General features: G+C 42.9%; 25 protein-coding genes and 2 pseudogenes. 17 read left to right on the forward strand and 10 right to left on the reverse strand.

Annotated features, from left to right (window positions below; translation table 11 throughout):
- Nucleotides 1-452: 452 nt before the first annotated feature.
- Entirely contained in the window at nt 453-998 is a 546-nt protein-coding gene (locus B4923_RS05245; protein ID WP_109053312.1) for a hypothetical protein, read from the forward strand.
- A 42-nt stretch (nt 999-1,040) separates the two neighbouring features.
- Here the strand turns inward: B4923_RS05245 and B4923_RS05250 are convergent, their stop codons facing one another.
- The 10 genes and pseudogenes from B4923_RS05250 to B4923_RS05290 form a co-directional block, all read right to left on the reverse strand.
- Nucleotides 1,041-1,601: a hypothetical protein gene (locus B4923_RS05250; RefSeq protein ID WP_109053313.1), complete on the reverse strand. Its 561-nt coding sequence runs from the start codon at nt 1,599-1,601 to the stop codon at nt 1,041-1,043.
- A gap of 176 nt (nt 1,602-1,777) precedes the next feature.
- Nucleotides 1,778-1,932 (reverse strand): annotated as a pseudogene (locus B4923_RS21055) (hypothetical protein); the annotation flags it as partial.
- Nucleotides 1,933-2,416: 484 nt separating this feature from the next.
- Nucleotides 2,417-2,836, reverse strand: coding sequence for a type II toxin-antitoxin system tRNA(fMet)-specific endonuclease VapC (gene vapC, locus B4923_RS05255; protein ID WP_109053314.1), 420 nt, complete (start codon nt 2,834-2,836; stop codon nt 2,417-2,419).
- Entirely contained in the window at nt 2,836-3,066 is a 231-nt protein-coding gene (vapB, locus tag B4923_RS05260) for a type II toxin-antitoxin system VapB family antitoxin (protein WP_109053315.1), read from the reverse strand. The genes vapC and vapB overlap by 1 nt, the downstream gene beginning before the upstream one ends.
- A gap of 89 nt (nt 3,067-3,155) precedes the next feature.
- Complete coding sequence (locus tag B4923_RS05265; protein WP_109053316.1) at nt 3,156-3,653, reverse strand: hypothetical protein; 498 nt, start codon at nt 3,651-3,653, stop codon at nt 3,156-3,158.
- A gap of 63 nt (nt 3,654-3,716) precedes the next feature.
- A complete protein-coding gene (locus tag B4923_RS05270) occupies nt 3,717-4,550 on the reverse strand; it encodes a DUF4942 domain-containing protein (protein WP_109053317.1) in 834 nt (277 codons plus the stop codon).
- A gap of 95 nt (nt 4,551-4,645) precedes the next feature.
- Nucleotides 4,646-4,837 (reverse strand): TA system toxin CbtA family protein, encoded by a 192-nt coding sequence (locus B4923_RS05275; protein ID WP_109053318.1) that lies wholly within the window; start codon nt 4,835-4,837, stop codon nt 4,646-4,648.
- Between the two features lie 64 nt (nt 4,838-4,901).
- On the reverse strand, nt 4,902-5,375 hold the full coding sequence (radC, locus tag B4923_RS05280; protein WP_109053319.1) for a RadC family protein: 474 nt from the start codon (nt 5,373-5,375) through the stop codon (nt 4,902-4,904).
- A 78-nt stretch (nt 5,376-5,453) separates the two neighbouring features.
- On the reverse strand, nt 5,454-6,059 hold the full coding sequence (locus B4923_RS05285) for an EcsC family protein (RefSeq protein ID WP_109053320.1): 606 nt from the start codon (nt 6,057-6,059) through the stop codon (nt 5,454-5,456).
- A gap of 87 nt (nt 6,060-6,146) precedes the next feature.
- Nucleotides 6,147-7,175: a hypothetical protein gene (locus B4923_RS05290; RefSeq protein ID WP_109053321.1), complete on the reverse strand. Its 1,029-nt coding sequence runs from the start codon at nt 7,173-7,175 to the stop codon at nt 6,147-6,149.
- A gap of 255 nt (nt 7,176-7,430) precedes the next feature.
- Here B4923_RS05290 and B4923_RS05295 point away from each other — a divergent pair, with 255 nt between their 5' ends.
- The 16 genes and pseudogenes from B4923_RS05295 to B4923_RS05375 all read left to right on the forward strand — a co-directional run bounded on the left by B4923_RS05295 (nt 7,431) and on the right by B4923_RS05375 (nt 25,057).
- On the forward strand, nt 7,431-7,631 hold the full coding sequence (locus tag B4923_RS05295) for a helix-turn-helix transcriptional regulator (RefSeq protein WP_109053440.1): 201 nt from the start codon (nt 7,431-7,433) through the stop codon (nt 7,629-7,631).
- A 299-nt stretch (nt 7,632-7,930) separates the two neighbouring features.
- Nucleotides 7,931-8,569, forward strand: coding sequence for an inovirus Gp2 family protein (locus tag B4923_RS05300; RefSeq protein ID WP_109053322.1), 639 nt, complete (start codon nt 7,931-7,933; stop codon nt 8,567-8,569).
- Between the two features lie 222 nt (nt 8,570-8,791).
- Nucleotides 8,792-9,247: a putative zinc ribbon protein gene (locus B4923_RS05305; protein WP_109053323.1), complete on the forward strand. Its 456-nt coding sequence runs from the start codon at nt 8,792-8,794 to the stop codon at nt 9,245-9,247.
- A 220-nt stretch (nt 9,248-9,467) separates the two neighbouring features.
- A complete protein-coding gene (locus tag B4923_RS05310; protein ID WP_170116008.1) occupies nt 9,468-9,839 on the forward strand; it encodes a hypothetical protein in 372 nt (123 codons plus the stop codon).
- Between the two features lie 256 nt (nt 9,840-10,095).
- On the forward strand, nt 10,096-10,443 hold the full coding sequence (locus B4923_RS05315; RefSeq protein WP_109053325.1) for a hypothetical protein: 348 nt from the start codon (nt 10,096-10,098) through the stop codon (nt 10,441-10,443).
- 347 nt (nt 10,444-10,790) lie between these two features.
- The gene (locus tag B4923_RS05320; protein ID WP_109053326.1) at nt 10,791-11,237 is read left to right on the forward strand and encodes an IrmA family protein; all 447 of its coding nucleotides are present in this window, start codon (nt 10,791-10,793) and stop codon (nt 11,235-11,237) included.
- A 16-nt stretch (nt 11,238-11,253) separates the two neighbouring features.
- A complete protein-coding gene (locus B4923_RS05325; RefSeq protein WP_109053327.1) occupies nt 11,254-12,924 on the forward strand; it encodes a flagellin N-terminal helical domain-containing protein in 1,671 nt (556 codons plus the stop codon).
- 600 nt (nt 12,925-13,524) lie between these two features.
- Nucleotides 13,525-14,145, forward strand: a complete 621-nt coding sequence (locus tag B4923_RS05335; RefSeq protein ID WP_170116009.1) for a YrbL family protein — start codon at nt 13,525-13,527, stop codon at nt 14,143-14,145.
- A gap of 2 nt (nt 14,146-14,147) precedes the next feature.
- Nucleotides 14,148-15,140 (forward strand): glycosyltransferase family 8 protein, encoded by a 993-nt coding sequence (locus B4923_RS05340; RefSeq protein WP_109053330.1) that lies wholly within the window; start codon nt 14,148-14,150, stop codon nt 15,138-15,140.
- 10 nt (nt 15,141-15,150) lie between these two features.
- Nucleotides 15,151-16,410, forward strand: a complete 1,260-nt coding sequence (locus B4923_RS05345) for a glycosyltransferase family protein (protein ID WP_109053331.1) — start codon at nt 15,151-15,153, stop codon at nt 16,408-16,410.
- A 474-nt stretch (nt 16,411-16,884) separates the two neighbouring features.
- Nucleotides 16,885-18,264, forward strand: a pseudogene (cptA, locus tag B4923_RS05350) (phosphoethanolamine transferase CptA); the annotation flags it as partial.
- Nucleotides 18,265-18,669: 405 nt separating this feature from the next.
- Entirely contained in the window at nt 18,670-19,755 is a 1,086-nt protein-coding gene (gene dndB, locus B4923_RS05355; protein WP_109053332.1) for a DNA sulfur modification protein DndB, read from the forward strand.
- Complete coding sequence (gene dndC, locus B4923_RS05360) at nt 19,752-21,386, forward strand: DNA phosphorothioation system sulfurtransferase DndC (protein ID WP_109053333.1); 1,635 nt, start codon at nt 19,752-19,754, stop codon at nt 21,384-21,386. The genes dndB and dndC overlap by 4 nt, the downstream gene beginning before the upstream one ends.
- Nucleotides 21,376-23,376 (forward strand): DNA sulfur modification protein DndD, encoded by a 2,001-nt coding sequence (dndD, locus tag B4923_RS05365; protein WP_109053334.1) that lies wholly within the window; start codon nt 21,376-21,378, stop codon nt 23,374-23,376. The genes dndC and dndD overlap by 11 nt, the downstream gene beginning before the upstream one ends.
- Nucleotides 23,376-23,735, forward strand: a complete 360-nt coding sequence (gene dndE / locus B4923_RS05370) for a DNA sulfur modification protein DndE (RefSeq protein ID WP_109053335.1) — start codon at nt 23,376-23,378, stop codon at nt 23,733-23,735. The genes dndD and dndE overlap by 1 nt, the downstream gene beginning before the upstream one ends.
- Nucleotides 23,735-25,057: a class I SAM-dependent methyltransferase gene (locus B4923_RS05375; protein ID WP_109053336.1), complete on the forward strand. Its 1,323-nt coding sequence runs from the start codon at nt 23,735-23,737 to the stop codon at nt 25,055-25,057. The genes dndE and B4923_RS05375 overlap by 1 nt, the downstream gene beginning before the upstream one ends.
- Nucleotide 25,058: the final 1 nt, after the last annotated feature.

A 25,058-nucleotide genomic window follows, 5' to 3' on the forward strand; every position in this document is an offset into this window, starting at 1 on the left:
ATGCCATATCTGCACATATCTCGCAAAAAAAGTGATTACGGCTTTGGAATAATAAAGACATCTAATTAGCTTCGCGCATTGATGCTTCACTCTCAGTCATGCCACAACCCGATACTGACGAAGCATGGTTGAACTGGCTGGCGGTTAAAACGGGTATTTTGCAACTGATCGAACAGCGAAATATAAAGGCTTGGCGACAACATGCCCCTCTAATAGAGCACCAAGACATCAAAGATTGGCAAAAGATAAGCGTCAACTCAGGCACCGTCTGGTTCTGGTTTACTTCATCAGGCTCTGTAGATTAAGTATCCACTTATTTTTTGCAGGTGGACATCTCCGTGAATACTGAAAATCGTGCCACCGAACTCGAACGAGATTATTGTATTCTCGAATAATATTCATGTATCTTATCAGTATGTTGTGTTTCTTTTCATCTTACATGTCGGAAAACTATGCTTATAAGATTGATGTGGATAGGGCTGTTCTGTGGGGGGCTGAGCGGATGTTCTGTTGCGACCTATAGTCATAAGCTAGAGGATTATCAGGGAAGCGATCGTGTCGGAATGACTTTTGATAACCGAAATCTTGATTACATTCGCGTTTATCCAAACACCAATGAATGTATCAATCTGGATGCACCTGACAATGGCTACACCAATAACGCCATTGGTTTTCAAACCAAGCTGAACAATAAAGAGCTGGGCTTTCCTGAAATCCCAGAGTCATCACCGATGAAGCGTGAATTTTGGGTGAGTGCCAAAGGGAATATTGCAGTGAGAATGATCGCGGCGAACGGCACTGCTCATACCATTACCTTTAAACCGGTTATCGGGAATTACTATTATGTCACCGGTGTTTTAGTCAGCCCATATTCGCCTCGACACCTGGCGGTCTACGAGGTTTTCAAGACGGATAAAGGATTCTATGATCGTAGACCCGTCACCGATCTTGCAATAAAGAACTGCAAGACCTTCGATTCACGATTCCAAAAATTCTGATTCTATTGCCAGATAATACATACATTATCTGGCAATATTGCTTTAATTGGTCAACTGTTGTCCGGTAAATGTGCCGGCATACCACGCATCCAGTACAGATAATAGATTCTTGACCTCTTCTATTGTCATGGCATATGCACTGGCTTTTTCATGAGGTTTAATCACCAGTAGTTGGACATCTGAACGGGAGTGCAGGTAATCAAATTGGTATTCAACCTCTGCATTTTCAAACAGTGTACCAGCAACATTTCCCTGCTTGCGTAGCATAGTCATTTTTTGGTCTTTAGCTTTTGGCTGTTTTGCCCATAGCAAGAAATCGCGCAGCGGCTGCGTTTGTTTTTGATAATCGTCACGAGTGAAGCCGAAGTAAGCGTACTTATTCTGCGTGACTAACGCGACTTTGCTTTTGTCGTCCGAAATTTTTAGATTGAATGTTCGTTTGCCGTCTGTGCATTCGTTGAACTCAGGTTTGTAGTCGCAGGCAGAGACGTCGTCAATTTTATAGACTTCGTAAAGACGCAGGTTGGCATATTTATTAAAGGTGTTAAATGCCTGACATCCAGTCAAAATGAAAATCATGAGGGGTAGTACGAGATAGCGCATAAACTTGGGTTCCTTGCGAGCTTATGTCCTGTAAAGCGCCTTGACAGCAGAGCGGAGCGTTCAGAATTCTGTGTCACGATGAAACCATTACAACATAATCACGTTATTCAGTCGCCCGATAAAATAAATGGCTAACTGTGACAATGCCAAGTTCCAGCTCTGGATGGGCATTCTCCACTCCACTTTACCATCGATATGCAGATAACCTATTGTCGGGAAAAGCGTCTTTTTTTCAGCGCCTCGTTTGGGTTGCAACTTACCGTGGTAGCAGAGCGCGTTACAGTAACCAATGATGTTATTTATCGAAGCAGCGACGATGCTCATACATGGTCGATCCAAGTTTGAGCATAGAAGAAGCGTAAGTGGCGGCACAAAGTTAACGTGTCATTGTTGTGTCAATAGATCGCAGATTAATCAAAATTAGCCGACCGTCAGAATATGGCGAAAATATGGTGAAAGGATAGCTTAGGCACAAAAAAACCACCTTGCGGTGGCATAACATCACTATATAACTAGCTGTTTTTATTAATTTAAATCGATGGTGCCGGGGCGGGACTTGAAAAACACATCCTTATCATTGAATTTAAATGATTTATTTTCAATCAAAACGGACATATGCCCTCATTTGTACCCACAGCCCACATTGCTTCATTCCCTACCCTGACCGTTCGCTACAATCTCAAATAGCAATGCCAGATGTTGAATTGCAGCCTGCATAATACTCATGCGGTGACAGCAGATCAAACCTCGCCATTTTTCAATAAATCACTAGCCGCTTAGTTTTCGTTACCCTCCCTGCTTGAATCAGAGCATGTTTAGCTATTGCCAGCCACTCCACCGACCCAGTTTTCCACTCGCAGCCCGGGTACGCGTCCAAATTCGCGAACGTTATTCGTTACCAGTATCAAGCCCGCCGAACGAGCATGTCCAGCCAGCATAGCATCATACGGACCGACAGGCGTTCCTTTTCCAGCCAGTTCAGCGCGAATCTGACCGGTATGGACAGCAGCATTAACACCATACTCCAACACTTCCAGACGCGCGGAAAAACCTTCGACCACAGCCAGATTCTTTTCAGGATTAACCGATTTTTCCGCACCATAAATCAACTCCATCAGCGTGATTGAACTGATGGCAAATTGCCCGTAATAGCGGTAAAAAGCCGCCCTGACCTCCTGCGGTTTGTTCTTGATGGTGTAAATACAGATATTGGTATCAAGCAGATATTTGAGCATTACAGTTCTTCCCTGATCTGTTCATCAGGCTGCTCCCGGTTGCTCATGAAGTCAGAGGTGACGCTTGCCCCTTCAAACCAACTGTCCCAGCTTTCACCCGCCGGAGTGATAATACGCGTGCGACCGATAGCGACGATATCGACCTGCTTCACATCATCGGGCAGTGCAACGGCTTTAGGGAGTCGTACCGCCTGGCTGCGGTTGCTTTTGAATACCGTGGTTTTTTCCATGATGCTCTCCTTGGATAAATTTTGCGCTATAGGTAGCATAGAACGTTATTGGGATATGTCAATGGGATATACGTGAAGCGCTTTTTACGCTATAGCGTCGTTTTAATGTTATCAGGCACAGAAAGCGGTAATGTCAGATATTCCGCGATCCAATCCAGCGACTGTTGCCACTGGTCGAGCGGTACATCCGCGTCGATCCTCCATGTATTCGGGCAGTGATGATTCGCCAGCAGCAAAACCACTCTGACCAGAAATCCATAGGGATGACCATATGTCAGGCATCGTACGTGATTTAAAGCCCGGCGTAAACGGCACAGTAGAAACGGATCTCCCGCCTGTTGTGCCGCCCTATAGCCGTTAAAGGCAATAACGCCAAGCCCAATTAAACTGTCGTCATAACGTAGCGGCGTATTCCCCGCCATTTCGCAAATCGTCAGATGACAATATCCTGCGGTTTCCGGCCTCTGACGAATGAAACGATGCGCCCGGGTAACATCGCGGCAAAGCCGCAACCAGTTCTCCTGCGGGGCGTCGGCAATATGATGAATGTGGTAGATACCACCTTCGGAAGAAAGTGACGTTTTCATGAAAAGTATTCCAGAGAAGAGTTAAGGAAAAGAAAGTGCGGTGAAAATGCGTGCGTTCGGTAATCACCTCGCCGCCAGCATCCCCGGATAGTGTCTGGCGATGATGTCGTTCATCTGGTCGATCAGATCGGGGCGCTTGAAGGTGAGATGCCCGGTGCCTTTCTGAAAATAACGAATGCTGAAGAACTCATCTTCATAGGCCTGCTGATGCGGATTATCGCGGATATGGTCCATCAGCCGAATAGTGATATCGCCACGGTTATCGGGTATGGGCTTGCCATCCAGCAGATACAGCATACGCTCCAGATCGGCCAGCTGATCGCGTCGCCAGCCCCAGTTCAAGCCAAAGCCCCAGCGGTGGTGTGTCACCAGATTGCTGATGATAATCTTCTTGCCAAAGTAACAGGGGTGATTAGTCTTGTAATCCCATGACAGCCCTTTGAATACGTTGATTATCCCGCGTTCGAACACTTCCTGCTTGCTCTGGTGAAGCTGCTTAAAAGTGCTGAGGATATTGGCTTCGTTGATCGGCGGTAGGTCGCCCTCATCCAGATTTTTATGCCACTGGCTGCGGGCTTCGGCGTCCATCAGCGACAACATGCCGGATTTGTGCATCAGGTCGCGCCAGATATTGCGATCCAGCGTGCGGGTGATGGCCTGCATTGCCTTGTCCGGAGCTTCCATCAGCCAACAGTCATAACGATGTCCCTGCTTCAGCGCCCAGTCTTCGACTGTGCCGCCGCCAATATCGGACGTAAGCAGAGAAACAGACTGTAACTGATGGATAAGCTGCTCTATCTGTTGCAGAGCAGCGTCACGCCCGGCAACGATGCGCTCGATGCTGGTCGAACACATCAGAGCGGTGTGTTCGGTCAATACCTCGGGTTCAGTTTGCATAGTTTGTATTCCGTACATAAAAGCAAACGCGCCAACCAAAAGTGGCAGGTGCATTATGCAACAGGGAAAGGAAGAAGAAACGTCAGGCAGGCAATTCAGGAAAGCGGCTCGCAATCTTTAGCGGCTTGCATTAATCCAGTGGCGCGTCTAGCACGGAGAATATCCACCGCCGTAATAAACGGCGACTGCTTTTCCAGCAGATGACTCAATAATCTCTGCCAGATGTTAACCGGCGGCAATACGGTATTACCCGGCACGCCGGGTGCCGGTATGGAGTTGTCAGACATGGTTTTTCCTTTATATAGGAGAGAGATAAAACTGAGGTGAATGTTGGTGAAAAGTATCGTGGCGCTACAGCCAGCCGCGTTCGGCAAACGACACTACATCGGTCCCGCCGATCACCAGATGGTCGAGTACCCGGATATCAAGCTGTGACAGCACTTCTTTCAGCCTGTCTGTAATATGTCGATCGGCCTCACTGGGTTCGGCATAGCCGGACGGATGGTTATGCGCCACGATCACAGCGGCGGCATTATGACGCAGCGCCGACTTGAGGATTTCGCGCGGATGCACTTCGGTATTGTTAATGGTACCCAGCGCGGTGATTTCCTTTTCTATCAGACGGTGCTGGTTATCCAGATACAGCACCATAAACACTTCTCGCTCTAAAGCGCTGAGTTCCAACATCAGCCAGTTTTTGGTGTCCTCCGACGTTATGAACTGACGTGCATTTTTACGCACGCGCTTTTCCAGCAGGAAGAGCGCCTGACGGATGATACGTTGCTCTCTGGACGCAACGCCGCCTGCCAATTGACTGCATGACATAGTGATTCCTTTTTAGATATGAAAAAACATTTGAAAAACGTATTGATGAATTACCAAATAGTGGTGCGGATAGTTGAATTATTTAGGTAAAAATACACGACGAGCAAATTCACCAGTGGTGCGAACGGTAAGCCAATCCAAACCACCACTGACAAAACCACCAAGCAGCGGAGTATATCGGGGAGCAGTTCCTAAAAGTCGTCCTGTTGCTAATTGACCAACCAACTTTGTCGTCACTAATTTACTGATTTCCTGAACGTCCTTATTTGACAGACGGGATAATAAATGTCCGCCACCTAACCTCAACGTTTCTTTCACGGCACTGGTCCCCAGACAGATATAAATAAAGTTACGAGTACGAATATCGTAAACGCTGTAACCACCAATAATCGCAATAGCAGCGATCATGCGAATCTGAATAAACAGCAATCCAGTCAGACTGGCGGGTAATGTGACGGGGAGAACAGTAATACCACCCAGTCCGGTAATAAACCCGCTGGTCGCAGCTTTTACTGACTCCCAGCGAATCAAGTTCGCTACTGCATCGTTCTTAGTGGGAAATGCCTTCCGATAGTTGTCCGCCAATTTTTGTGCCGAATCCATACCGGGAATTCCCTGAATGGCGTGGTCATACAGCATATCCAGCCAACGGGAAAAATTTTTGAAAGACGTACTTTGATCCATATATCACCATTTAGGTTAAATGAAAAAAAAGCCCCAGCGAATGGCCGGGGATAGAGTTCATATTGGTGATATAGGTTTATGATTTTTTTATTTGTTTTTTATCTGCGACACAGAATATCCACGGAACTTATCTAGTTTTCTCTTGCTTTTTTCTTTTTTATTGTGCGGAATCTCCTCGACAGAATCTGATTCTTTAGTTGATTCCACCATACTTTCCCGTTTGATTATGGAGTTAAGAGTATAAACAGGATAACTCTCTCTTGCAATACAAGTAAGGTAACGTTCGTATTTCTCCGTGTCCTCTGCCAAGCAATCGTATTTATAAATCAAACTTTCCGTTCTATTGAAATCGTTATGGACTTGATGTTTTTTATTATTCGACAACATGGGTGATCTTATTGAATATAAGTTAGAAACCTTATCGTTATAAACTTCATTATTTCCATAGTTTTTCGAAATTTCAAATATTAGTGAGCAGCCAGAACCATTTGTAATATTCTCCCAAAGCTGTTTAATTTCAAGTGCTAATCCTGAATTAAATTCACCATCAGAAAGATAGAAGTTAATATGAATATATGGCAACCCATTATAGTCTCTCAATATTACCCAAAAATACCCAACTATCTTCTTTAGCAATACTTTTTGTCTGGAGAAATTAAGAAATTTTCTCAAGTAATCTACAATTCTGGCATACGCAGTTTTTATAGTTTCTGCATTCTGTATTTTTGACGATTCGGATGTTCTGTCATTTAATGAGAAGGAGAATCGAAGAGAGTAAAGAGATGAGTTCTTAGATTTCAATTTATGGTAATGAAGCAAAAGAGAGTCAAGCAATTTTGATTTATTCTCTAATAATGGACTAAATTCAGATCTAATTATTTTTATATTTTCTTTGTGCTCATCAAAAGAGATTGCTTCGGAAAAAATTGTGCCAATTTCTTTTTTAGCATCATCTAGTAAATCACAGAAGAAACCATTATCACGATTAAAATAATAGAGACAATAATTACTTTGCAATAAAGTAATCCTTTTTTCTATTTTTAATAAATTTGATATTTTCACCAACTCTTCTTTTTTTAAATAAATAAAATTAAAATCTTTTTCAAAAAAATTCATAAAACCTCACTTAAAACATACAAGTTAGTTATTTAAAATAATACAAGATAATATCAAGAAAGTATACAACTTACACTTACCCCAGTAAATACGCCTAATTATCCACTCATAATCTGTACACGGTGATAACCGTAGAACAAGGGGAAATGTATAACCTTTCTGTAATTTTTTATCCATCAGAAGTATGAGGTGAGCAGTACCGTTGACCAGAAAACACGGCTGCTCATTCCCATAAACCTGATACGAGATCACGCCATGAACGATCTTCTTAATGATAACGAAATGGTCGATATGCAATTCATCACCGCTTACACCAAAATGACAGACAAATACTTCTATAAACTGATAAGTGAAGGGAAATTTCCCAAGCAGATAAAAATCGGAAGAAGCTCCCGCTGGTTCAAGAAAGAAGTCGTGGAATGGTTGATGGAACGGGTCAGAGAATCTAGAGGGTAATATCTTTTCATCAATATTTTCTTCATTACTAACTCCAGAGTAGTTCAAACAAAAAAATTAAGCCAATATTTATCTTTTCACAAACGCAGGGGATAGCTTTAGTGTGATTCGCAGTTATCTGCCAGGTCGGTTTGTTAATATATTAAATAGAGTAATAACGCTAACAACACTGATAACCACACAAGTAAACCCTATCGAAAGATATCACTCGACTGGTGGTAAACATTCCATCACACAGTTGATAGCTATCGCTGTAAGCATCCCATCACTATCAATAAATAATAGCCAAAGGGTGATTTATGTATGAGCTTAACCACAATCATGGTTCATTGAATTATGACTACCTTGATAAAATAATTGAAGTCATAGACCGTTCAGTAGCAGAGCATCCGAGGACGTTTGCTTTACGATTCGATCTTCACTTACCTAAAATTCAACAAAATGCAATTTATGGTCAGGATGCAATAGCAGGAAGAACCGATGCAGCAGTTATCTCCCGTTTTATTGATTCACTGAAAGCACATATCAGAGCCGATATTGCCAGAAGAAGCCGGAATGCGCGGGTACATCCCTGTACGATGAGATATGTTTGGGTTCGTGAATTTAACCCGTCATCTGTCATTATCAAGAAATGGCATTATCATGTACTGATTTTATTAAACAAGGATACCTACGCTTATCCGGGGAATTATCGAAGTAATGATAACCTGGCATCAATGATAGTAAATGCGTGGGCCAGTGCATTAGGACTGAACCTGAAAGCAGGTGAGAGTCTGACACATCTTCCTGAAAATCCATATTGCTACCTCAATAGTGGAGATCCAATTAGGTTTCAGGAGAACAGAAGACAGCTTATCTATCGGGTAAGCTACATGGCTAAATTAGCCACCAAAAGCACGGAGGACGGATATCGCTCATTTGGGTGCAGCCAGCGCTAACAAGCAATATATATATCCAGACAGTAACCCCATCATTCAATTCTCAACATTTTTTATTTACACGCCGGTATCTTTCCGGCGGACTCCAACCATCTTCCTCATGAAAAAAAAGAAAACAAATGGGTGGTTCGATGGAATAAATTTTAACAAGGAAAAGAAATAACATGAGAGCAAACCAACTTTTGGTTTCTCTGTCAGATAAATCTATTTACGGTGACCAAGATGAAATTTGATAAAATATATTTTGCTGAGAATGAACATGGCAAACCATTCAGTATTGATTTTCTGCCTATACGAACCACTGATAAGTTTTATTGTCGATCATGTGGCAACCCGTTATTACTCTGCACCACCCATACTGAAGGACGTTTCTTTAAGCATGATCTGGAACAATCGGATACTGATGGCTTATTGCAATGCTGTTATTACATTGCACCAGTATCAGCGAAACAACCCACCGTAGCCGGGATTTTGCAAGTTACCGATATGCCTAACTCCCCACAGCCCAAAGACTACATCTGCGTCATGTGTGATTACCGGTACCACGGGAAAAAGACCTGCCCATGCTGTGGACGCAGCATCTACACAACTGAAGTTGAAAAACGCGATGCATTCATCGAGCACGCGACTATTGATATCGCCAGAAAGCAGTGCGGTGAGGGCAATAGTGATGAATAATACTGGGCCACAGCAGGCACTTCAAATATGGTTGCAAACCTGCCAGCGCTGGCTTAATGACTGCTCGCGCCTTTCCATTCGCTATGGCCTTATCAGGAAGGAAGTACGGGCCTTTCATCAGTTATGCCTGACAAGCGCTACGTTGCATGGGGGATACAACACAATTGTAGCCCCACAGTTTTTGCTTCCAGCCAGGGGAGTGGCGGATAACAGTTGCATAGTGCCAAACGGCCGATACCTGGATGCGTCTTATCCACCTGGGGAAATCCAAACTGTTAACCCACTTCATCCACTGACCGACATTCTGCTAAGCGAGTGCAACCGCATGCAGCAGGATGAGCTAAGCCACGCCCTGCAACAGCTAACACTATCCTGCATCACCCCCGGCGCATCAGAACAACTGACATTAATCAGCTGGCATGGCCTGATTAACGGATATGGCGCGAATGACATTCTCTGTCTGGCAGGGAAAGCGGCAGATGGTATTGATGACTTCATTCAGCACTGGAGGGAGCACCACCCTATTCTGTTTTCACAAATTGAGGATTATGTGTTCTTTGCCTGTTTCAGTAACTGGTCCGCTTACCGTTAGTTTTAGCTTCCCTCCGTTATACAAAATATCAACATTCGCATTCGATCGCTTATAACGATCAATATCTGATAATTGATCTGTATAAACGATCATAGAAAATGTATTCGTCGCCGATAACAGTAGTTAGCTCAAGCAATCTGACATGAAAGTAATTAAAAGGAAGCAAGAGCTTGGCGATAAGAACCTGGAATAATGTTCATCATCTGAGCAAACATTCCCTGGCTATTTTATTGTTTTTATAAGGAAACAGACGGTTATGACAGCAAATGAGCATTCTTCAGTACGCGGTTTTTCACTGGCAACACTATTGTGGGGTATAGCCTCACTTGGCGTATCCGTTTTTTTTGTAACGCATAATAACTCGGCCATGGTATTGGGCGCGGGAACCGGTGCTCTGATATTAGCTGGGGTAATTGGAACTGCATTAGGTTGGCTTGGCGCACTACTTGGACAAGTCGTGCGAAACTTCGCCCATCCGGATGCCGTTTATACCTCCGGTGGTATTTTTAACCTGATAGGTATCCGTTTGTTTTGGTTATGTGGTCCTCAACTTATAGGCCTGGTTTGTGGCTCTGCGCTAGGTATATCACTGATACTGAGGTAGTTATTTTTATGTTTTTAAAGAAAAGATATTATCTATTCTCGGTATGTTTATTACTGACAGCATGTGGTGACGAGGTCAGTAATCTTAAAGGGGAATTTATCGGAGGATGTATTAAAGGCGGAGCGTCAAAAACTGTCTGCCAATGTACATGGGATAAATTGGCTGATAAATATTCATCTGACGTACTGATAAAAATAGAGAGTACGAAAAAAATCCCCGAGTCTTTTCCAGACGATAGTATGACTTTTGCACGACAATGTTTAGAGTGGCAATAGATGATTCCATTTTTGGTTTATGGAGTTTGTTACTTACTGTTCCTGCTTAATTATTAAATAGGGAGGGGATGTATGTCTGGTTTATACAAAGTACCGATATTATCTTTGGTAATCACTCTGGCAGTTATCGGAAATGTCCACGCAATAGAAATCCGACATACCGATACGGTATGGGCGGGACAAGGAGCATGCAGCGCACAATTTACGCTGGATAACGGCAGCGCTGACGATGAAGCAATAGGTAATCTGGAGATTACCGTAAATGTATCTGATAAAAACGGGAAAATTTTGCAAAAAGACACGCTGAACGTGGAGCCATTTGGCGATTCAGATGCTACCCGCTATCAAACCGCCTACCTGGAAGGTGAAAGCTATTGTGAGGATGACCTGACAATAAATATTGTCAAAGCGGTTGAGACAGTAAAAGGGAAAAAGAAAAATCATCCCCTTGCTGAATTCACCACAAGTGAATTTAAACCCTATACCGTTCTGGTAGACGGCAAGAAAGCAACCCAGTAAATTTCCGAGGCGCATTATGGTTTCGCTTAACACTAATTATTTAACGGTCCTGAATCAGCAGAGTAAATCGACCTCCAAGCTGGGCCAGGCGATTGAGCGCCTTGCTTCCGGGATACGTATCAACAGTGCGAAAGATAATGCCGCTGGTCAGGCCATCGCCAACCGGATAACCAGCCAATACAATGGGTTAACGCAGGCTAAAAGTAATGTGAACGATGGTATTTCCCTGCTACAAACGGCGGAAAGCGGGCTGGATGAAATCAATAACCGGTTGCAGCGCATACGGGAACTTACCGTTCAGGGATTAAACGGCACCTATAGCCAGGATGATGAAGATGCTATTCAGGCCGAGATCAATCTGAATTTAAAAGAGATAGATCGTCTGGTTTCCCAGAGCAGCTATAACGGTCTAAGTCTGCTTGATGGCAGTTCGGGGGAAGTCACCCTTCAGGTTGGCGCGAACGACGGCGAAACAATACCGCTGGATTTTTCCCCGCCGGGGTTCAGCGTTGATGAACTTGGGCTGACCGACCTGATTATCAGTGGTATCAGCGGAGAAGTGTATGATGAAAATACGCTGACTGGAATCGCCTCGAATATTATTTTAGACAGCGCAACGACTACGACAAGTTATTACTATCCCGACAGTTCATTGACCTCGCCGACATTGGTACGCAGCAGCGGTAATAACCGGTATTATATTCAGGCGCAGGATGAGCAGGGAAAACCGGTTTATTACCTGGCGACTTATAATGCCTCGCATGATACTGCGACAGGGAATAGCACGGCGACTATCCTGGCACTTGCATCGTCCGCACTTTACACGTCGGTGACACAAATTGATGACCAGGATATGACTACCGCAACATTGTCATTTACAGATAGCAATGGGAATACCATTGATTCGGATAACGCCAGGTTATTACAGCAAGGTAGCCAGTATATTCTTGAAGTCGATGACGGTTCAGGCAACTACAAATATTATAATGCATCGGTTAGCGTAACGACTGATGGCACCGATACGCAGGTGAATATTGCGGCAAACAGTGCGACAGCAAATAACCTCTTTTCCGCTGTGACCAGCGTGAGCGGAACATCAGCCATCACCATTGACGCAGAGAATGTCACTATTAATTACACTGATAGCGATGGCAATCAATATAGCGATGTATTGAGTACAGATGAAGACGGAAATTACATTATGAATATTTCCGCTGGCGGAACATCAAGCTATAAGACTGCAACCATCGTCAGTCAGGCGAATAATAGCCTGTTGCTCAAAACAATAAATGGCAATGGGGAAGTTCAAATCTATTATGAAATGAGTATCACCGCCAGCACTAATGCCAGCACCAATCAGACCGTTATTAACATCACCGAAGTGGGCGAAGGCATTCGTCTGCGTAATCCTGACAATCCATTGGCCGTGATCGATAATGCTATTGCTCTGGTGGATGCCAAACGCAGTAGCCTGGGAGCAATGGAAAACCGTCTGGAGTCAGTGATGAATGTTCAGACGAATACCATAGAATCGCTTAGCGCTGCCAATTCCCGTATTGTCGATGCAGATTATGCCGTAGAGGTGTCGGAAATGGTTAAGGCACAGATCCTGCAACAAACAACCGCTTCTATGCTGACGCAGGCCAATCAGCAGTCGGAAATTGTATTGACGCTATTGCAGGGATAATGGCGAATTGATCTGGTGCGAAAATACGTTCTACCTGTCATATTTCAGGTGGCGCCATTCACCAACGCTGACATTATCTTCGGTACATCGGGCTCATCAGTTCCAGTAACGCCCAGGCATCCGTAACGCCTCTTGAGCGGCAGGTTGGTGCAAAGTGCCTGATGCTTGGCCGCATTTATCACCTGGTGCGGCTTGCTCGACGCCACCGTTTTCCCACCGTGTGTGTTTTCACTTTTCCCTCGCCGATAAACCCAACCCGAAATGCCAGGCGAAGCAGTATCCACTCGCTTCTTTTTCATACCGTTACACGAACAATTAACCGCTGCGCCTTCGATCGTTATTACCGATCGATGCGATCTAATCGATCTATGAAAACGATTATCTTTTGATCATGTTCCCTGATAGGATCTTTCCGAAAATAAACATAACCCAATGTTTTATCTGTTTTTTATTCCTTTTAGCGGGAAGAGGTTCTTATTGCCTGACGTCATGCCAGATGGCCCGTTAATAGCCAGATAAAAGCTACCAGTTGGGTCTGTCAACCCAGGATGGGCGATTAACCAATACTTCGGGAAAATGATTAAAGGCGTTTGTATATCAATGAATAAAAAAATAAATCTCGAAGCCACTCTTCTAATATCGAAAGGCCAACACCGGGCATGCTATTACCATCCATTAATGCCGGACAAATGTATCAAGGTACATTTAAACGAGGAATGTAATCGAGAAACTATCAGGGAAATTAAATACTATAAAAAAATAGCCGACAAGTCATTTTCAGCGCCAATCATAGCACAATATCACGGAGTGATTAAAACCAATCTGGGGCTGGGCTATGTTTTTGATCTGATAAAAGACTATAGCGGAGAAGTATCAAAAACGCTGTCGTATTACTTATCAGAAAAAATGCTGTGTGAAAAATATAAGATGGGAATATCTCAGGCTTACAACCGCATGAAAACACTGGCAGAACAGCATGCCATCGTCACCATGACATTGAAACCTTACAACATCCTGTATCGATTAAGAAATCAGGACGAGGGAGATTTAATCATCATTGACAATCTGGGATGCGCGAATTTATTTCCGCTGGCTTATTATTCAGAATTTTTCGCCAGACAAAAACTATCCCGTCGCTTTGATGATTTTGAAAAAACTCTGATGCATGAATATGGCATAAAGCTTTCTTTTTCTATTATCATGGATATACAAGGCAATTAATTATGTTTGATTTTAATATCATAAAAAACATTATTGACATTGATAATACTTCAGATGGAAAAGAAAATATTTTCCATGTAGCATATGGCGTCGATGGGGATTTTGTTTATGGCGTTGGTGTTTCAATAGCATCCCTATTGTTGAACAATAAAGATATTCACTTTAACTTTCATGTTTTTATCGATTCTGTAGATGAATCAAGGATTAAGTTATTTCAAGAGTTATCTTTAATAAATAAAACAAAGATAGTCTTATATGAAATAGATGGAAGTGGATTCAATAAACTTCCTATTCCATCAAAAGCATGGAGTCCTGCAATTTATTATAGATTATTAATAATCTGGTACTTATCCAACTCATTAGATCATGTTTTATATTTGGATGCAGATGTTATATGCAAGGGAAGTGTTTCGTACTTTTTGAGTTTGAATTTCGAAAACAATGCGATGGCATATACTGTTGCTGATGATCATGCAAAGCAAAAGTCAAATCTTGATAAGATAGACACGAGAAAATATTTTAATTCTGGTGTTATGTACATGTCAATTAAAAAAATGGCAGAAAAAAAAGTACCAGAAAATGTATTACAACTTGTTCAGAACAACAATTTTTTATATCCAGATCAAGATGCGTTAAATATACTCCTGAATAAGCATGTTGTTAATATAGATAAAGTTTATAACTATATATTTTCTATCGATAGCTATATAACAAAAAGAAGGTCTGGGAATTTACTTATTAGCGATGATGTCGTCTTAATTCATTATGTTGGATTGACCAAACCATTTCATAGCTGGAGTAAATTTTACAAGGAGATATGTTTTTTTGAACAGGCAAGAGAAACATCCCCCTGGCGTAACGTACCATTATTAAGCCCTGTAAATTATAAGCAAATGTCGAGGCAAAAGTCTCACTTTAAACACAACCATAAGTATTTTCTTTTTCTTGTGTCTTATTTCAAATATTTAAAACTTAAATTTTTTTCAAAGAAATGATAGGTTACGAATGAAAATTTTTAGCAAAATAAAAGGCTCTGGTTTTTTTGGAAAAAAATGCGAGTATAAATTATTAAACATTAATGTTTTATCTATTATAAGACATTATGCACATGATGAAATCCGGTTATTCAGATTTCCAATTTGGCAAAAAAATAGAAACGATAACTCTAGAATTATCCTGAATGAACAGAAACAGTTAAAAAATCTAGCACTAGCAGACTCCTTGTCTTCGAGCAATATTAAACGCCGCATTCTTTTCGTCGTAGATTATCTTCAAGAGACTGGCGGTGTGGAATCACGTATAACACGCCTATTTTCTTTTTTACAAGAAAATGGCTACTCTCCGATGATCATCTCCACATGCAATCGTTACAAACAACTTCTTACCTTTCCTAATTTTTCGCTTGATTACAAAGCACCTAATGCAACCAAACTCTTTATGGCACTGATAGAAACGATAAAGCCTGATGTTGTGGAATTTCAATTTAAATCGACTCGTTTTTTCCACGATATAGATCTCGATGATTTACTTAAAATAACAAGAGTAGGATGCTGTATTCATGAACAACTAAAAATAGATCAGGAACGGCTCAATAAGCTCAACTACAGAACGGCCAGTACTTATAGAAAAGGTATTTCCAATGTAACCCATATTTTAAATTGGATTGAGAATATTACCCCTGTATGGCAGCATAAGAAACAAAGCAAAGCGCTTTTCATCTCTCGCATTGAACCCGATAAAATACTTACCATCATTAATTTCATTACCATATGCCATGAAAACGGATGGGATTTTGAGATTGCCGGCACCTATGATAAAGAAAAAAATAGAGAAACAGTTGAAAAGATAGTGTCTTTAGGTGTGCCCAAAAGTGCATTTATTGGCCATATCGACACGATAAAATATCTGAAAGAGAATGTAGATAATTATCTTTTTATTAGCGGCGTTGGCCAGATCCCTATAGAAGCGGTATCGTTAGGATATCCCGTACTTATAACACCACATCTGGATAATCCTGATTTTTCCACATTTGTCACGCCCCGGAATATTGTTTTTCTCCAACAAAATAATTTTGTAATTCGAGAGATTCCTGAAGATCATCTTTCAGAAATAGGAAATGTTAGTGCGTTTAAAAATTCGTTAAATAAAGGCGAAAGACTGGCTAACTTTCTCCCTCAAAATGAAATGCAAAAATTATGCGACCAAAACATCATTCTTGGAAAGTATTTTGCTTTGTTAAATAAATCGGGAAATAATAAAAAATGAAATCACCTTCTATTCAGAAAAGATTCTTATGGTCTTCCATGTTATGGATTTTGATTTTTTTCTGGTATTTTTCATATACCTTTCAACTGGTTATTCTTTTTTCCAGATACAGTGGATTTAACAGATCAAGGGATGCATTACTATACAATCTGCTGGCTCATTCCGGTATTTTTCTTTCCCTATCAGGGTCGCGCTTACGCCTAAATTCTGAGGTGACGTATGGGTAATAAATTTTTTTCTTTATCGAAACGGAGTAATCTCCCGCGTTTTAAATGCTCAATTCGGTTTGTCTGGCTGACAGCAATTTTTATTTGTTTGGTCTTCTGGATTGCCGTGATTATGGGGGTCATACATGTTTATTCTTTATTGATGGGAGCGTGAATATATCAGTCATTAAAGAAAGTATTCAGTTAAAATGCCTCCTTTGCCGTAATACGCATTGGAATCTGACCAGTTATCAATAGGCCACATACATCTGAGGAGCTTAACGCCTTGACTGGTGTCCGTATCACGCTTCTTGGCGTACTGTCAGGGGCTGGCATGGTGAGCCGGTGGACTCGCATACGGCCGCTCTGGCTGCCCATGCGTTATCGCCTCGTTTCCACATTCGTCATTCTCACGGTGCTGTTTGGCGTCCCGATCTATAAAAAAATGATAAAGCAAAATCTGCCGGGAGAAGAAGCCGTTGCCTACCTAGCCGGACGCATAGGCACCACCGCGCCATGGCAATTTATCGGCAGCTATCTGGAATACCGGCACCAGCTCGCCAGTATGGAATCCATGCTGCGACAGAACGCTGCTTTACCGCCGCTGCCGAATCTGAAAGACGCCAACGGCGATATTCCCCGCACGCTGGTGCTGGTTATCGGCGAATCCACCACCCGCATGAGCCTGTATGGCTATCCCCGTCCCACTACGCCCTGTCTTGACGCATTGCGCAAAAGCGATCCTAATTTAGTTGTATTCAATGACGTGGTAGCGCCTCGCCCTTACACTATCGAGTTGTTACAGCAGGCGCTGACCTTTGCCGACCAGCAACAGCCGGATCGTTATCTTACTCAACCATCGTTAATGAACATGATGAAACAGGTCGGGTATAAAACGTTCTGGATCACCAATCAGCAAACCATCACCAAACGCAATACCATGCTGACGGTATTCTCATAGCAGACAGATCGGCAGTTTTATCTGAATAACCAGCGGACGCAGAGTTCCCGACAATATGACGACGCCGTGCTGGCGCCCTTTGACGAGGTGTTGCGCGATCCGGCGGATAAGAAATTTATCGTGGTGCATCTGCTTGGCACGCATATGAAATATCGGTACCGCTACCCGGAAAGCTATCAACGCTTCAATGACCGCAAAGGCACGCCCGCCGGTTTAAGCGAACGGCAAGCGGAGACTTACAACAGCTATGACAATGTGGTGCTGTATAACGATTTTGTTGTCAGCAGCCTTACCGAAACCTTTGCCCGCCATCAGCCCAACGGTTTTCTGCTTTATTTCTCCGACCACGGCGAGGATGTATATGAAACCCCGCCGCATAACGTGCTGGGCCGCAACGAGGGCGCGCCGACCCGCGCCATGTATACCGTTCCATTTATTTTGTGGCAGTCACCGGAGTGGCAAAAAAACCATCCCCGGCAATACGACCCATATGTTGACAGAAAATACAGCATCGCTCATCTAATCCATACCTGGGCGGATCTGGCGGGATTGAGCCATGACTTCTACGAACCGGGGAAAAGTCTGGTCAACGTAGATTTCGGGCTGGCAACCCGCTGGATCGGCAATCCGTATGAGAAAAACGGATTGAAGGATTTTGATGCGCTGCCTTTCGCCGTAACCGAATGAAATTGAGCAGTAGCCCACAATGTGCACTCTAATCGTTGGTAGCTTCAACGTGATCCAATTAGACAGGATAAGGGGACTATAGCCATTACTTTGTGCTGGACTACCCGTTCGCCAAACCAGCTCTTCGGGTATCTCAAGCCTTCCATCTCAAACAAAGGAATCCCGCCTAAATTACCATGCGGGATATCTGTATCGGGAACATAGGAGTATTGCTTCAATGCTCAATTAACGAACTAAACGCACTGCCTCATAAAAGATTGATTAATATTCGGTCTCTGTGGGTCATTTCCTTGTGAAATATTCCCATACAACGCTAGATTTTTTCACGTCAAAGAAGGTATGATTTACGTCAAAGTACGTGATTAATTACGTAACCTGAAGACTCATATCAGCCAGGACACAATCATGGCATCTTTTGACACTGACTATTGCTACTCATTCCCTGCTGTGCGGGGAATTCAAGCTAATCGACCATTCTACATCGCCACGTGCCCAATGCGCATCATTCCAAAAATTTTCAGTTTTGATGAAAGCGAAGTGCCCCCTGAGTTACGTGCTCAACGCATATTAAATAAAGCACGCATTCCTGAAATGGTTAAGTATCTTCTTGAAAATCCTAATGACTATGTGTTTTCGGCTTTAACAGCATCAATAGCCGTTGATGTACAGTTTGATGAGTTTCCAGGTTCTAACAACCTTGGAACATTGCGTGTACCCATGGAAGCACAAATTCTCATCAACGATGGTCAACACCGACGTAAAGCAATTGAAGATGCCTTGGAAGAACGTCCAGAGCTAGGACAAGACAATATTCCTGTCTTATTTTTTGTGGATGAAGGACTTAAACGGAGTCAGCAAATGTTCGCGGATCTGAACAAATATGCCATACGTCCCAGTCCATCGCTGTCGGCCCTATATGATCATCGAGATATTGGCTCAAATCTAGCACGCTACTTGGCTATGTCTATTGAACCATTCGTGGGGTTAACCGAACTGGAGAAGTCGGGTATTAGTGCACGTTCCAATAAACTCTTTACGTTAAGCAGCATTAAGCAAGCAACCCGTGCATTGTTGGGTAAAGATCCTAAAAAATGTGACATTGAAGAAAGTACTCATACCGCTACCCTATATTGGCAAACCATTTTCCAGGTCATGCCCGACTGGCAACTTGCAGCCAAAAAAGAGGTCTCCCCTTCGCAATTACGTCAGGAGTACGTGCACGCACATGGTATTGGTTTGCATGCGTTAGGATTGCTGGGGCGTAGCTTGCTAGCAGAACATCCTGAACACTGGCAGCAGAAAATCACTGAACTCAAAACGTTTGACTGGCGTAAAAGTAACCCGGAATTGATTAAGAGAGCAATGCAACATGGGAAACTGAGTAAAACCAGTACTGCTATTCAGTTAACTTGTAATGCATTAAAGAAAGCGCTGTCACTTCCTCTCACCTGTGAAGAAAAAGAGCTAGAGGCTCAAATGGTTAACTCATGAGTAAATTAGTTCAGGCCTTCGATCTGGCCGAATACGAAGATTTTATTAATCAGGAGCAGTTCGCCGGACGTCCTCTGGCCGAGTATGTAGCCGAAGTACAAAGAATTTATTGTGCGGATAAGCGTCCGTGGGTGATTGGGTACAGCGGTGGTAAAGATTCTTCCGCTGTGATCACGCTGGTGTATCTGGCCTTACTCGGCCTGCCCCCGGAAATGCGCAGCAAAGATGTTTTTGTGGTGTCATCCGATACACTGGTGGAAACGCCGGTGGTTGTGGATTTGATTAAGAAAACGATGTTGCAGATTGAAGCAGGTGCAAAACGTAATAACCTGCCAATCACTCAGTACGCGGTGACGCCTAAAACCAATGAAACGTTCTGGGTAAATCTGCTGGGGAAAGGCTATCCGGCTCCCACCCGCAGTTTCCGCTGGTGTACCGAGCGTATGAAAATCAATCCGGTCAGCGACTTTATTAAAGAAAAGGTCAGTCAGTTTGATGAGGTAATTGTGGTTTTGGGTTCGCGCAGCAGTGAAAGCGCTTCCCGAGCACAGGTCATCGCAAAACACAAAATTGACGGCTCACGTCTGGCCCGGCACACCACACTGGCAAACGCCTTTATCTATACCCCGATTGATACCTGGGATGTGGAGGATGTCTGGAAACTGCTGCGCGGCGCATTTCGCTATGCCCAAGATGATATTGATGAGTGGGAAAGCCCGTGGGGCGGTAATAATCGCCCGCTCTGGACACTCTATATGGACTCTTCCGCACAGGGTGAATGTCCACTGGTGATCGATGAAAGTACCCCTTCCTGTGGTAACTCCCGCTTTGGCTGCTGGACCTGTACCGTGGTCACCAAAGATAAAGCGATGGAGAGCCTAATCAAGAATGGTGAAGAGTGGATGTCTCCGCTGCTGAAATTCCGCGATCTGCTAGCGTTTACCACCGATCCAGTGAATAAAGACACGTTTCGCAACTACAAGCGTCGTACTGGCAAGGTCAGTTATCAGTATGCCAAAGATGGCGAAGAAATTAGTGCCGAGCGTAAGCATGTTCCCGGCCCCTACTGGCTTAAGTATCGCCAGCAGTGGCTGAAAGAGCTGCTGGAGATTGAGCGCGATTTAAATGCCCAAGGCCATACGATTACGTTAATTACCCAGCCGGAGCTGCACGCTATCCGTCAGGAGTGGTTGAAAGATCCTAATGAGCCAGACTGGTATGACACATTACCCGGTATTTACCGTGACGTGTATCAGCGGGATCTGGACTGGGTAGTTGATGATCAATCACGCTTTGACGCCAGCGATGCAGATTTGTTGGTACAGATAGCTCAGGGATTTGATGTTGCACCAGAGATGGTCATGAAGCTGATTGAACTGGAAGTGTCAATGGAAGGACTCAGCCGCCGTCAGGGGATTTTTGACAAGCTCGGTACCATTCTAAAACAGGACTGGGGCAGCCTCGAAGAGATACAGCAGAACCAAGCAGCGCTACAAAAACGTAACGACCGGGATATTCATCAGGAAGAAGTCACCAGACTGGAAGCTGAACTTCAGGTTTTACAGCGCAGAATTGTCGATTCCAGCGAATCCTCTGTTTTAGTCGAGGAGGAAAACGAACGTGCTCATTAAACAACTAGTATTACATAATTTTCGGGTATTTAACGGTACTCACACCATTGATCTGGCTCCGAGAAAGCGTCCGCACGAAGTGAATCCTCGCCCTATTGTGCTGTTTGGTGGTTTAAACGGGGCGGGAAAAACGTCGATTCTGTCGGCGATCCGTCTAGCGTTGTATGGTCGGCTGGCGTTTGGCCTTGCGACTCAACAACAGGACTATATTGAACAGCTTAGCTCGTTAATTCACAACGGCGCGTACTATATTGAGCAACCTGAAGAAGCGGCTGTCGAATTGACCTTTACCTACAATAAGGGCGGCCATGAAGCGGAATTTACCGTTACGCGAGCCTGGAAAAAGGGTAAGAAAGATCGTCTCTCACTTCAACAGGATGGGCAGCCACTAAGTGAGCTGGATTACGATCAGTGCCAAGGGTTTCTTAATGAATTAATCCCGCATGGCATTGCCGATCTGTTCTTTTTTGACGGCGAGAAAATTGCGGAGCTGGCGGAAGATGAATCCGGCAATATTCTGCGCACTGCAGTGCGTCGTTTATTAGGACTGGATCTAATATCTAAACTGCGCAATGACTTAATGATTTTTGTTAAGCGTCAGCAATCCAGCCAGTTAGCGGGATCTCAACAACAGCAGATTGCAGAGCTTGAAAAACAAAGTAAAGAATTAGCCTGCCAGACTGAAGAGCTGCTGGAAAGAGCCGATTTTGCTAAAACGCGGATTGAGTTTCTGTCTAAAGATATCATCCGCTATGAAGGCTTGCTAAATGCTCAGGGTGGCGCATTTGCACAGACTAAAGCTCAGGAAAAACAGAGAGTTGATACGTTGCTGAAAGATAAGGAGCGTCTGGAAAAAGCACTGCGACAGGAATGTGATGGGTCGCTACCTTATGCGCTAGCCCCGAAGACATTAGCTCGGTTGCTGGGAAAAATTGCTGATGAAACCCAGATTAAGCAAACTCAAAGTTTTGAAAAAGAGTTGGGGCAGTTTTTAACTCAGCTTAAAAACGATATCGCATTGCGCTCCAGTACCACCAGTAAAATTGCTACAGAAGCGATTACCGATAATTTGAAAGAGTATATGGCAACTAAGCCTAAAGGCGATTTGCTGTTTGATATTTCTGAACGAGAAGCAGGTATGCTCCAGCAGTCGATTGAACAAGACAGCAAAAAGGCATGGCAACGCTTCAAACTTTACCGTACTCAGTTAGCGGAGGTTGAACAGCAGTTAGAGCAGGCTGCCGCCAATATTGCCCGCGCCCCGGAAGACGACCAGTTAATGGATCTATTTGAGAAACTGCGCGATCTGGATAAGCAGCGTGAAAAACAGCGGCAAAAATATCTTTCATTATTGGAAGATGCTAAACGGGTTAAGCAACAGCAACTAGATTGCGTTCGTCAGGTACAAAAAATGCATGATGTTGCCCGCAGTCAGCATGGCTTCAGTAGTGCGTTTAAAAACGCGCAAGAAACGATTAATTTACTCGACCGGTACAGTGATGTATTAACGCAGGCAAGAGTGAAAACACTGTCAGCGAATTTTGAAATCGCCTATCGCAAACTGGCCCGCAAAGAAGATTTGCAACTTAGCGCGCATATTAATCCGGAGACGTTTGACGTTGAGCTAGTTGATGAACAGGGTTCCGTCATAAACCGTAAGCTGCTTTCTGCCGGTGAAAAGCAGATTTATGCAATTGCTATTCTTGAGGCGCTGGCAAAAACCTCTGGCCGTGATTTACCGGTGATTATCGATACGCCATTAGGGCGTTTGGATTCCCAACATAGAGATAAGTTGATTAATCACTATTTCCCGTTTGCCAGTCATCAGGTGGTGTTGCTGTCTACAGATACGGAAGTGGATGAGCGTTATTTTGTCGATCAATTGCGTGATGATATCTCTCATGCTTATGAGATTGTGTTTAATGCACATACTAAATCATCGGCGCTGAAACCAGGTTATTTCTGGGAATTAACCAAGGAGGCAGTCTGATGCTCCCGAATCGAATGATGCTTAGTCGTCAGACTGAAGAGCAGCTTAAAAAATTGAAAGGGTATACCGGGATCACGCCGAATATTGCCTCCCGGCTGGCTTTTTTCCGCTCGGTGGAAAGTGAATTTCGTTATTCGCCTGAGCGTGATACTAAGAAGCTGGATGGCTCGCTGGTGTTGGATAAAATTACGTGGCTTGGGGAGACATTGCAGACTACGGAATTGGTGTTGAAGATGCTTTATCCGCAGATGACGCAGAAAGATATGATTAAGGCTTGGGCGGCGCATGTTGAGGATGGGATTTCAGCGTTAAGAAACTATCGCTCGGTAAAAGATTTTGTATACGGAGTATACAAATAATGGAAAATAATAAATCGATATTTACCCCATCTTTGCTAACAAAGCATGAAAATGGCCCACTAACAACGAATATATATATTGAGCCAGCATCCAGCGCAACATCAAAGGGCTTATGGGGATTTCAACCAACTGAATTATCAGCTATTGCATCTTGTATTACAGCTTTAGTGTCATTTTACATAGCAGTTCATACTGTTTCGAAATATAGAGCAGATAAATTACAGCAACAAAAAATAATTTTAAGAGAAAGAAAACTAACTTTGGCCAACAATGCAAAGGAAAAAATAGAAAAATTCTATGGTCCTTTAAATTCTTTATTAGAAGAGTCAAGGATTATCTATAGTCACTTTGCACTTAAAGAAAAAGAAAAACTAAAAGCTGATGGGAAATACTTTCGAACCCTACGCTATTTAATACAAAACAATAGCCATGACAACAATGGATTAGACACCCACGACAAAGAGTTGCTACTACAAATCATTGACATTTCAGATAAGATAATGTTACTGATAGAAAGTAATTCCGGGCTTGTAGATAATCCTGAGTTGCATACACTTCTTGGTAAATTGATAGCACACTACCGAATATTAAAATGTGCTGCAAGAGGAGTGTTAAACAAAGACAATTCCGATCTAGAAGACATAGTTTTCCCTCTAGAAATTAATGGTGCACTTGATAGTGAAATTAGGAAACTCCAAGTTATTATTGAATTCGATTCAAAAACAAAGAGTGAAGAATTAAAAAATAACAACATCATTTTTTATGATAAAAAATATATTGATTATTTTAAAAAAACATCATCATTGGATATGAGTGATATTTATAATGAGGTTCGTAGCCATTTTAGACCAGGAACTGCAATACTTGATGCAGGATGTGGTGTAGGTAGAGATACTGAATATTTTATAAAACACGGTTATAAGGTAACTCCTTTTGATGCTTCGAAAAAAATGGTGTACTTATGTAATCAATATCCATTTGCTTTTTGTGAACAATTTCATTTTAATGAAATTGACTACCCCCCCAAATTCGATCTGGTTTGGGCATGTGCATCATTACTCCATCTAAATGAAGCCGAATTCGTAGATGCTTCATTTAGATTATACAAATCGATTAAAAAAGGTGGGATAATATACTTTTCTTTGAAAAAGAAAACACAAAATACAAAAAGTGATAAAAGAGACTTTTATTACCACTCTTCAGAACTGATTACAAAAATATTTTCAGTTGAATTGAATATGACTTTGATAAAAGAGTGGGAGACCTATTCTAACTTATCTGATTCTAATGATGTTTTCTTAAATTATATATACAAAAAATAAA

Origin of the sequence: Brenneria roseae subsp. americana, assembly GCF_003115815.1 — a bacterium.
Classification (GTDB): domain Bacteria; phylum Pseudomonadota; class Gammaproteobacteria; order Enterobacterales; family Enterobacteriaceae; genus Brenneria; species Brenneria roseae.

Excerpts from the sequence above, each read along its gene's own strand:
- B4923_RS05245 (WP_109053312.1), top strand. The coding sequence starts at position 453 with ATGCTTATAAGATTGATGTGGATAGGGCTGTTCTGTGGGGGGCTGAGC.
- B4923_RS05335 (WP_170116009.1), top strand. The coding sequence starts at position 13,525 with ATGAATAAAAAAATAAATCTCGAAGCCACTCTTCTAATATCGAAAGGC.
- B4923_RS05345 (WP_109053331.1), top strand. The coding sequence starts at position 15,151 with ATGAAAATTTTTAGCAAAATAAAAGGCTCTGGTTTTTTTGGAAAAAAA.
- B4923_RS05340 (WP_109053330.1), top strand. The coding sequence starts at position 14,148 with ATGTTTGATTTTAATATCATAAAAAACATTATTGACATTGATAATACT.
- B4923_RS05290 (WP_109053321.1), bottom strand. The coding sequence starts at position 7,175 with ATGAATTTTTTTGAAAAAGATTTTAATTTTATTTATTTAAAAAAAGAA.
- B4923_RS05315 (WP_109053325.1), top strand. The coding sequence starts at position 10,096 with ATGACAGCAAATGAGCATTCTTCAGTACGCGGTTTTTCACTGGCAACA.
- dndE (WP_109053335.1), top strand. The coding sequence starts at position 23,376 with ATGCTCCCGAATCGAATGATGCTTAGTCGTCAGACTGAAGAGCAGCTT.
- B4923_RS05320 (WP_109053326.1), top strand. The coding sequence starts at position 10,791 with ATGTCTGGTTTATACAAAGTACCGATATTATCTTTGGTAATCACTCTG.
- B4923_RS05285 (WP_109053320.1), bottom strand. The coding sequence starts at position 6,059 with ATGGATCAAAGTACGTCTTTCAAAAATTTTTCCCGTTGGCTGGATATG.
- vapB (WP_109053315.1), bottom strand. The coding sequence starts at position 3,066 with ATGGAAAAAACCACGGTATTCAAAAGCAACCGCAGCCAGGCGGTACGA.
- B4923_RS05305 (WP_109053323.1), top strand. The coding sequence starts at position 8,792 with ATGAAATTTGATAAAATATATTTTGCTGAGAATGAACATGGCAAACCA.
- B4923_RS05275 (WP_109053318.1), bottom strand. The coding sequence starts at position 4,837 with ATGTCTGACAACTCCATACCGGCACCCGGCGTGCCGGGTAATACCGTA.
- vapC (WP_109053314.1), bottom strand. The coding sequence starts at position 2,836 with ATGCTCAAATATCTGCTTGATACCAATATCTGTATTTACACCATCAAG.
- B4923_RS05300 (WP_109053322.1), top strand. The coding sequence starts at position 7,931 with ATGTATGAGCTTAACCACAATCATGGTTCATTGAATTATGACTACCTT.
- B4923_RS05295 (WP_109053440.1), top strand. The coding sequence starts at position 7,431 with ATGAACGATCTTCTTAATGATAACGAAATGGTCGATATGCAATTCATC.
- B4923_RS05375 (WP_109053336.1), top strand. The coding sequence starts at position 23,735 with ATGGAAAATAATAAATCGATATTTACCCCATCTTTGCTAACAAAGCAT.
- dndB (WP_109053332.1), top strand. The coding sequence starts at position 18,670 with ATGGCATCTTTTGACACTGACTATTGCTACTCATTCCCTGCTGTGCGG.
- radC (WP_109053319.1), bottom strand. The coding sequence starts at position 5,375 with ATGTCATGCAGTCAATTGGCAGGCGGCGTTGCGTCCAGAGAGCAACGT.
- B4923_RS05325 (WP_109053327.1), top strand. The coding sequence starts at position 11,254 with ATGGTTTCGCTTAACACTAATTATTTAACGGTCCTGAATCAGCAGAGT.
- B4923_RS05270 (WP_109053317.1), bottom strand. The coding sequence starts at position 4,550 with ATGCAAACTGAACCCGAGGTATTGACCGAACACACCGCTCTGATGTGT.
- dndC (WP_109053333.1), top strand. The coding sequence starts at position 19,752 with ATGAGTAAATTAGTTCAGGCCTTCGATCTGGCCGAATACGAAGATTTT.
- B4923_RS05250 (WP_109053313.1), bottom strand. The coding sequence starts at position 1,601 with ATGCGCTATCTCGTACTACCCCTCATGATTTTCATTTTGACTGGATGT.
- B4923_RS05265 (WP_109053316.1), bottom strand. The coding sequence starts at position 3,653 with ATGAAAACGTCACTTTCTTCCGAAGGTGGTATCTACCACATTCATCAT.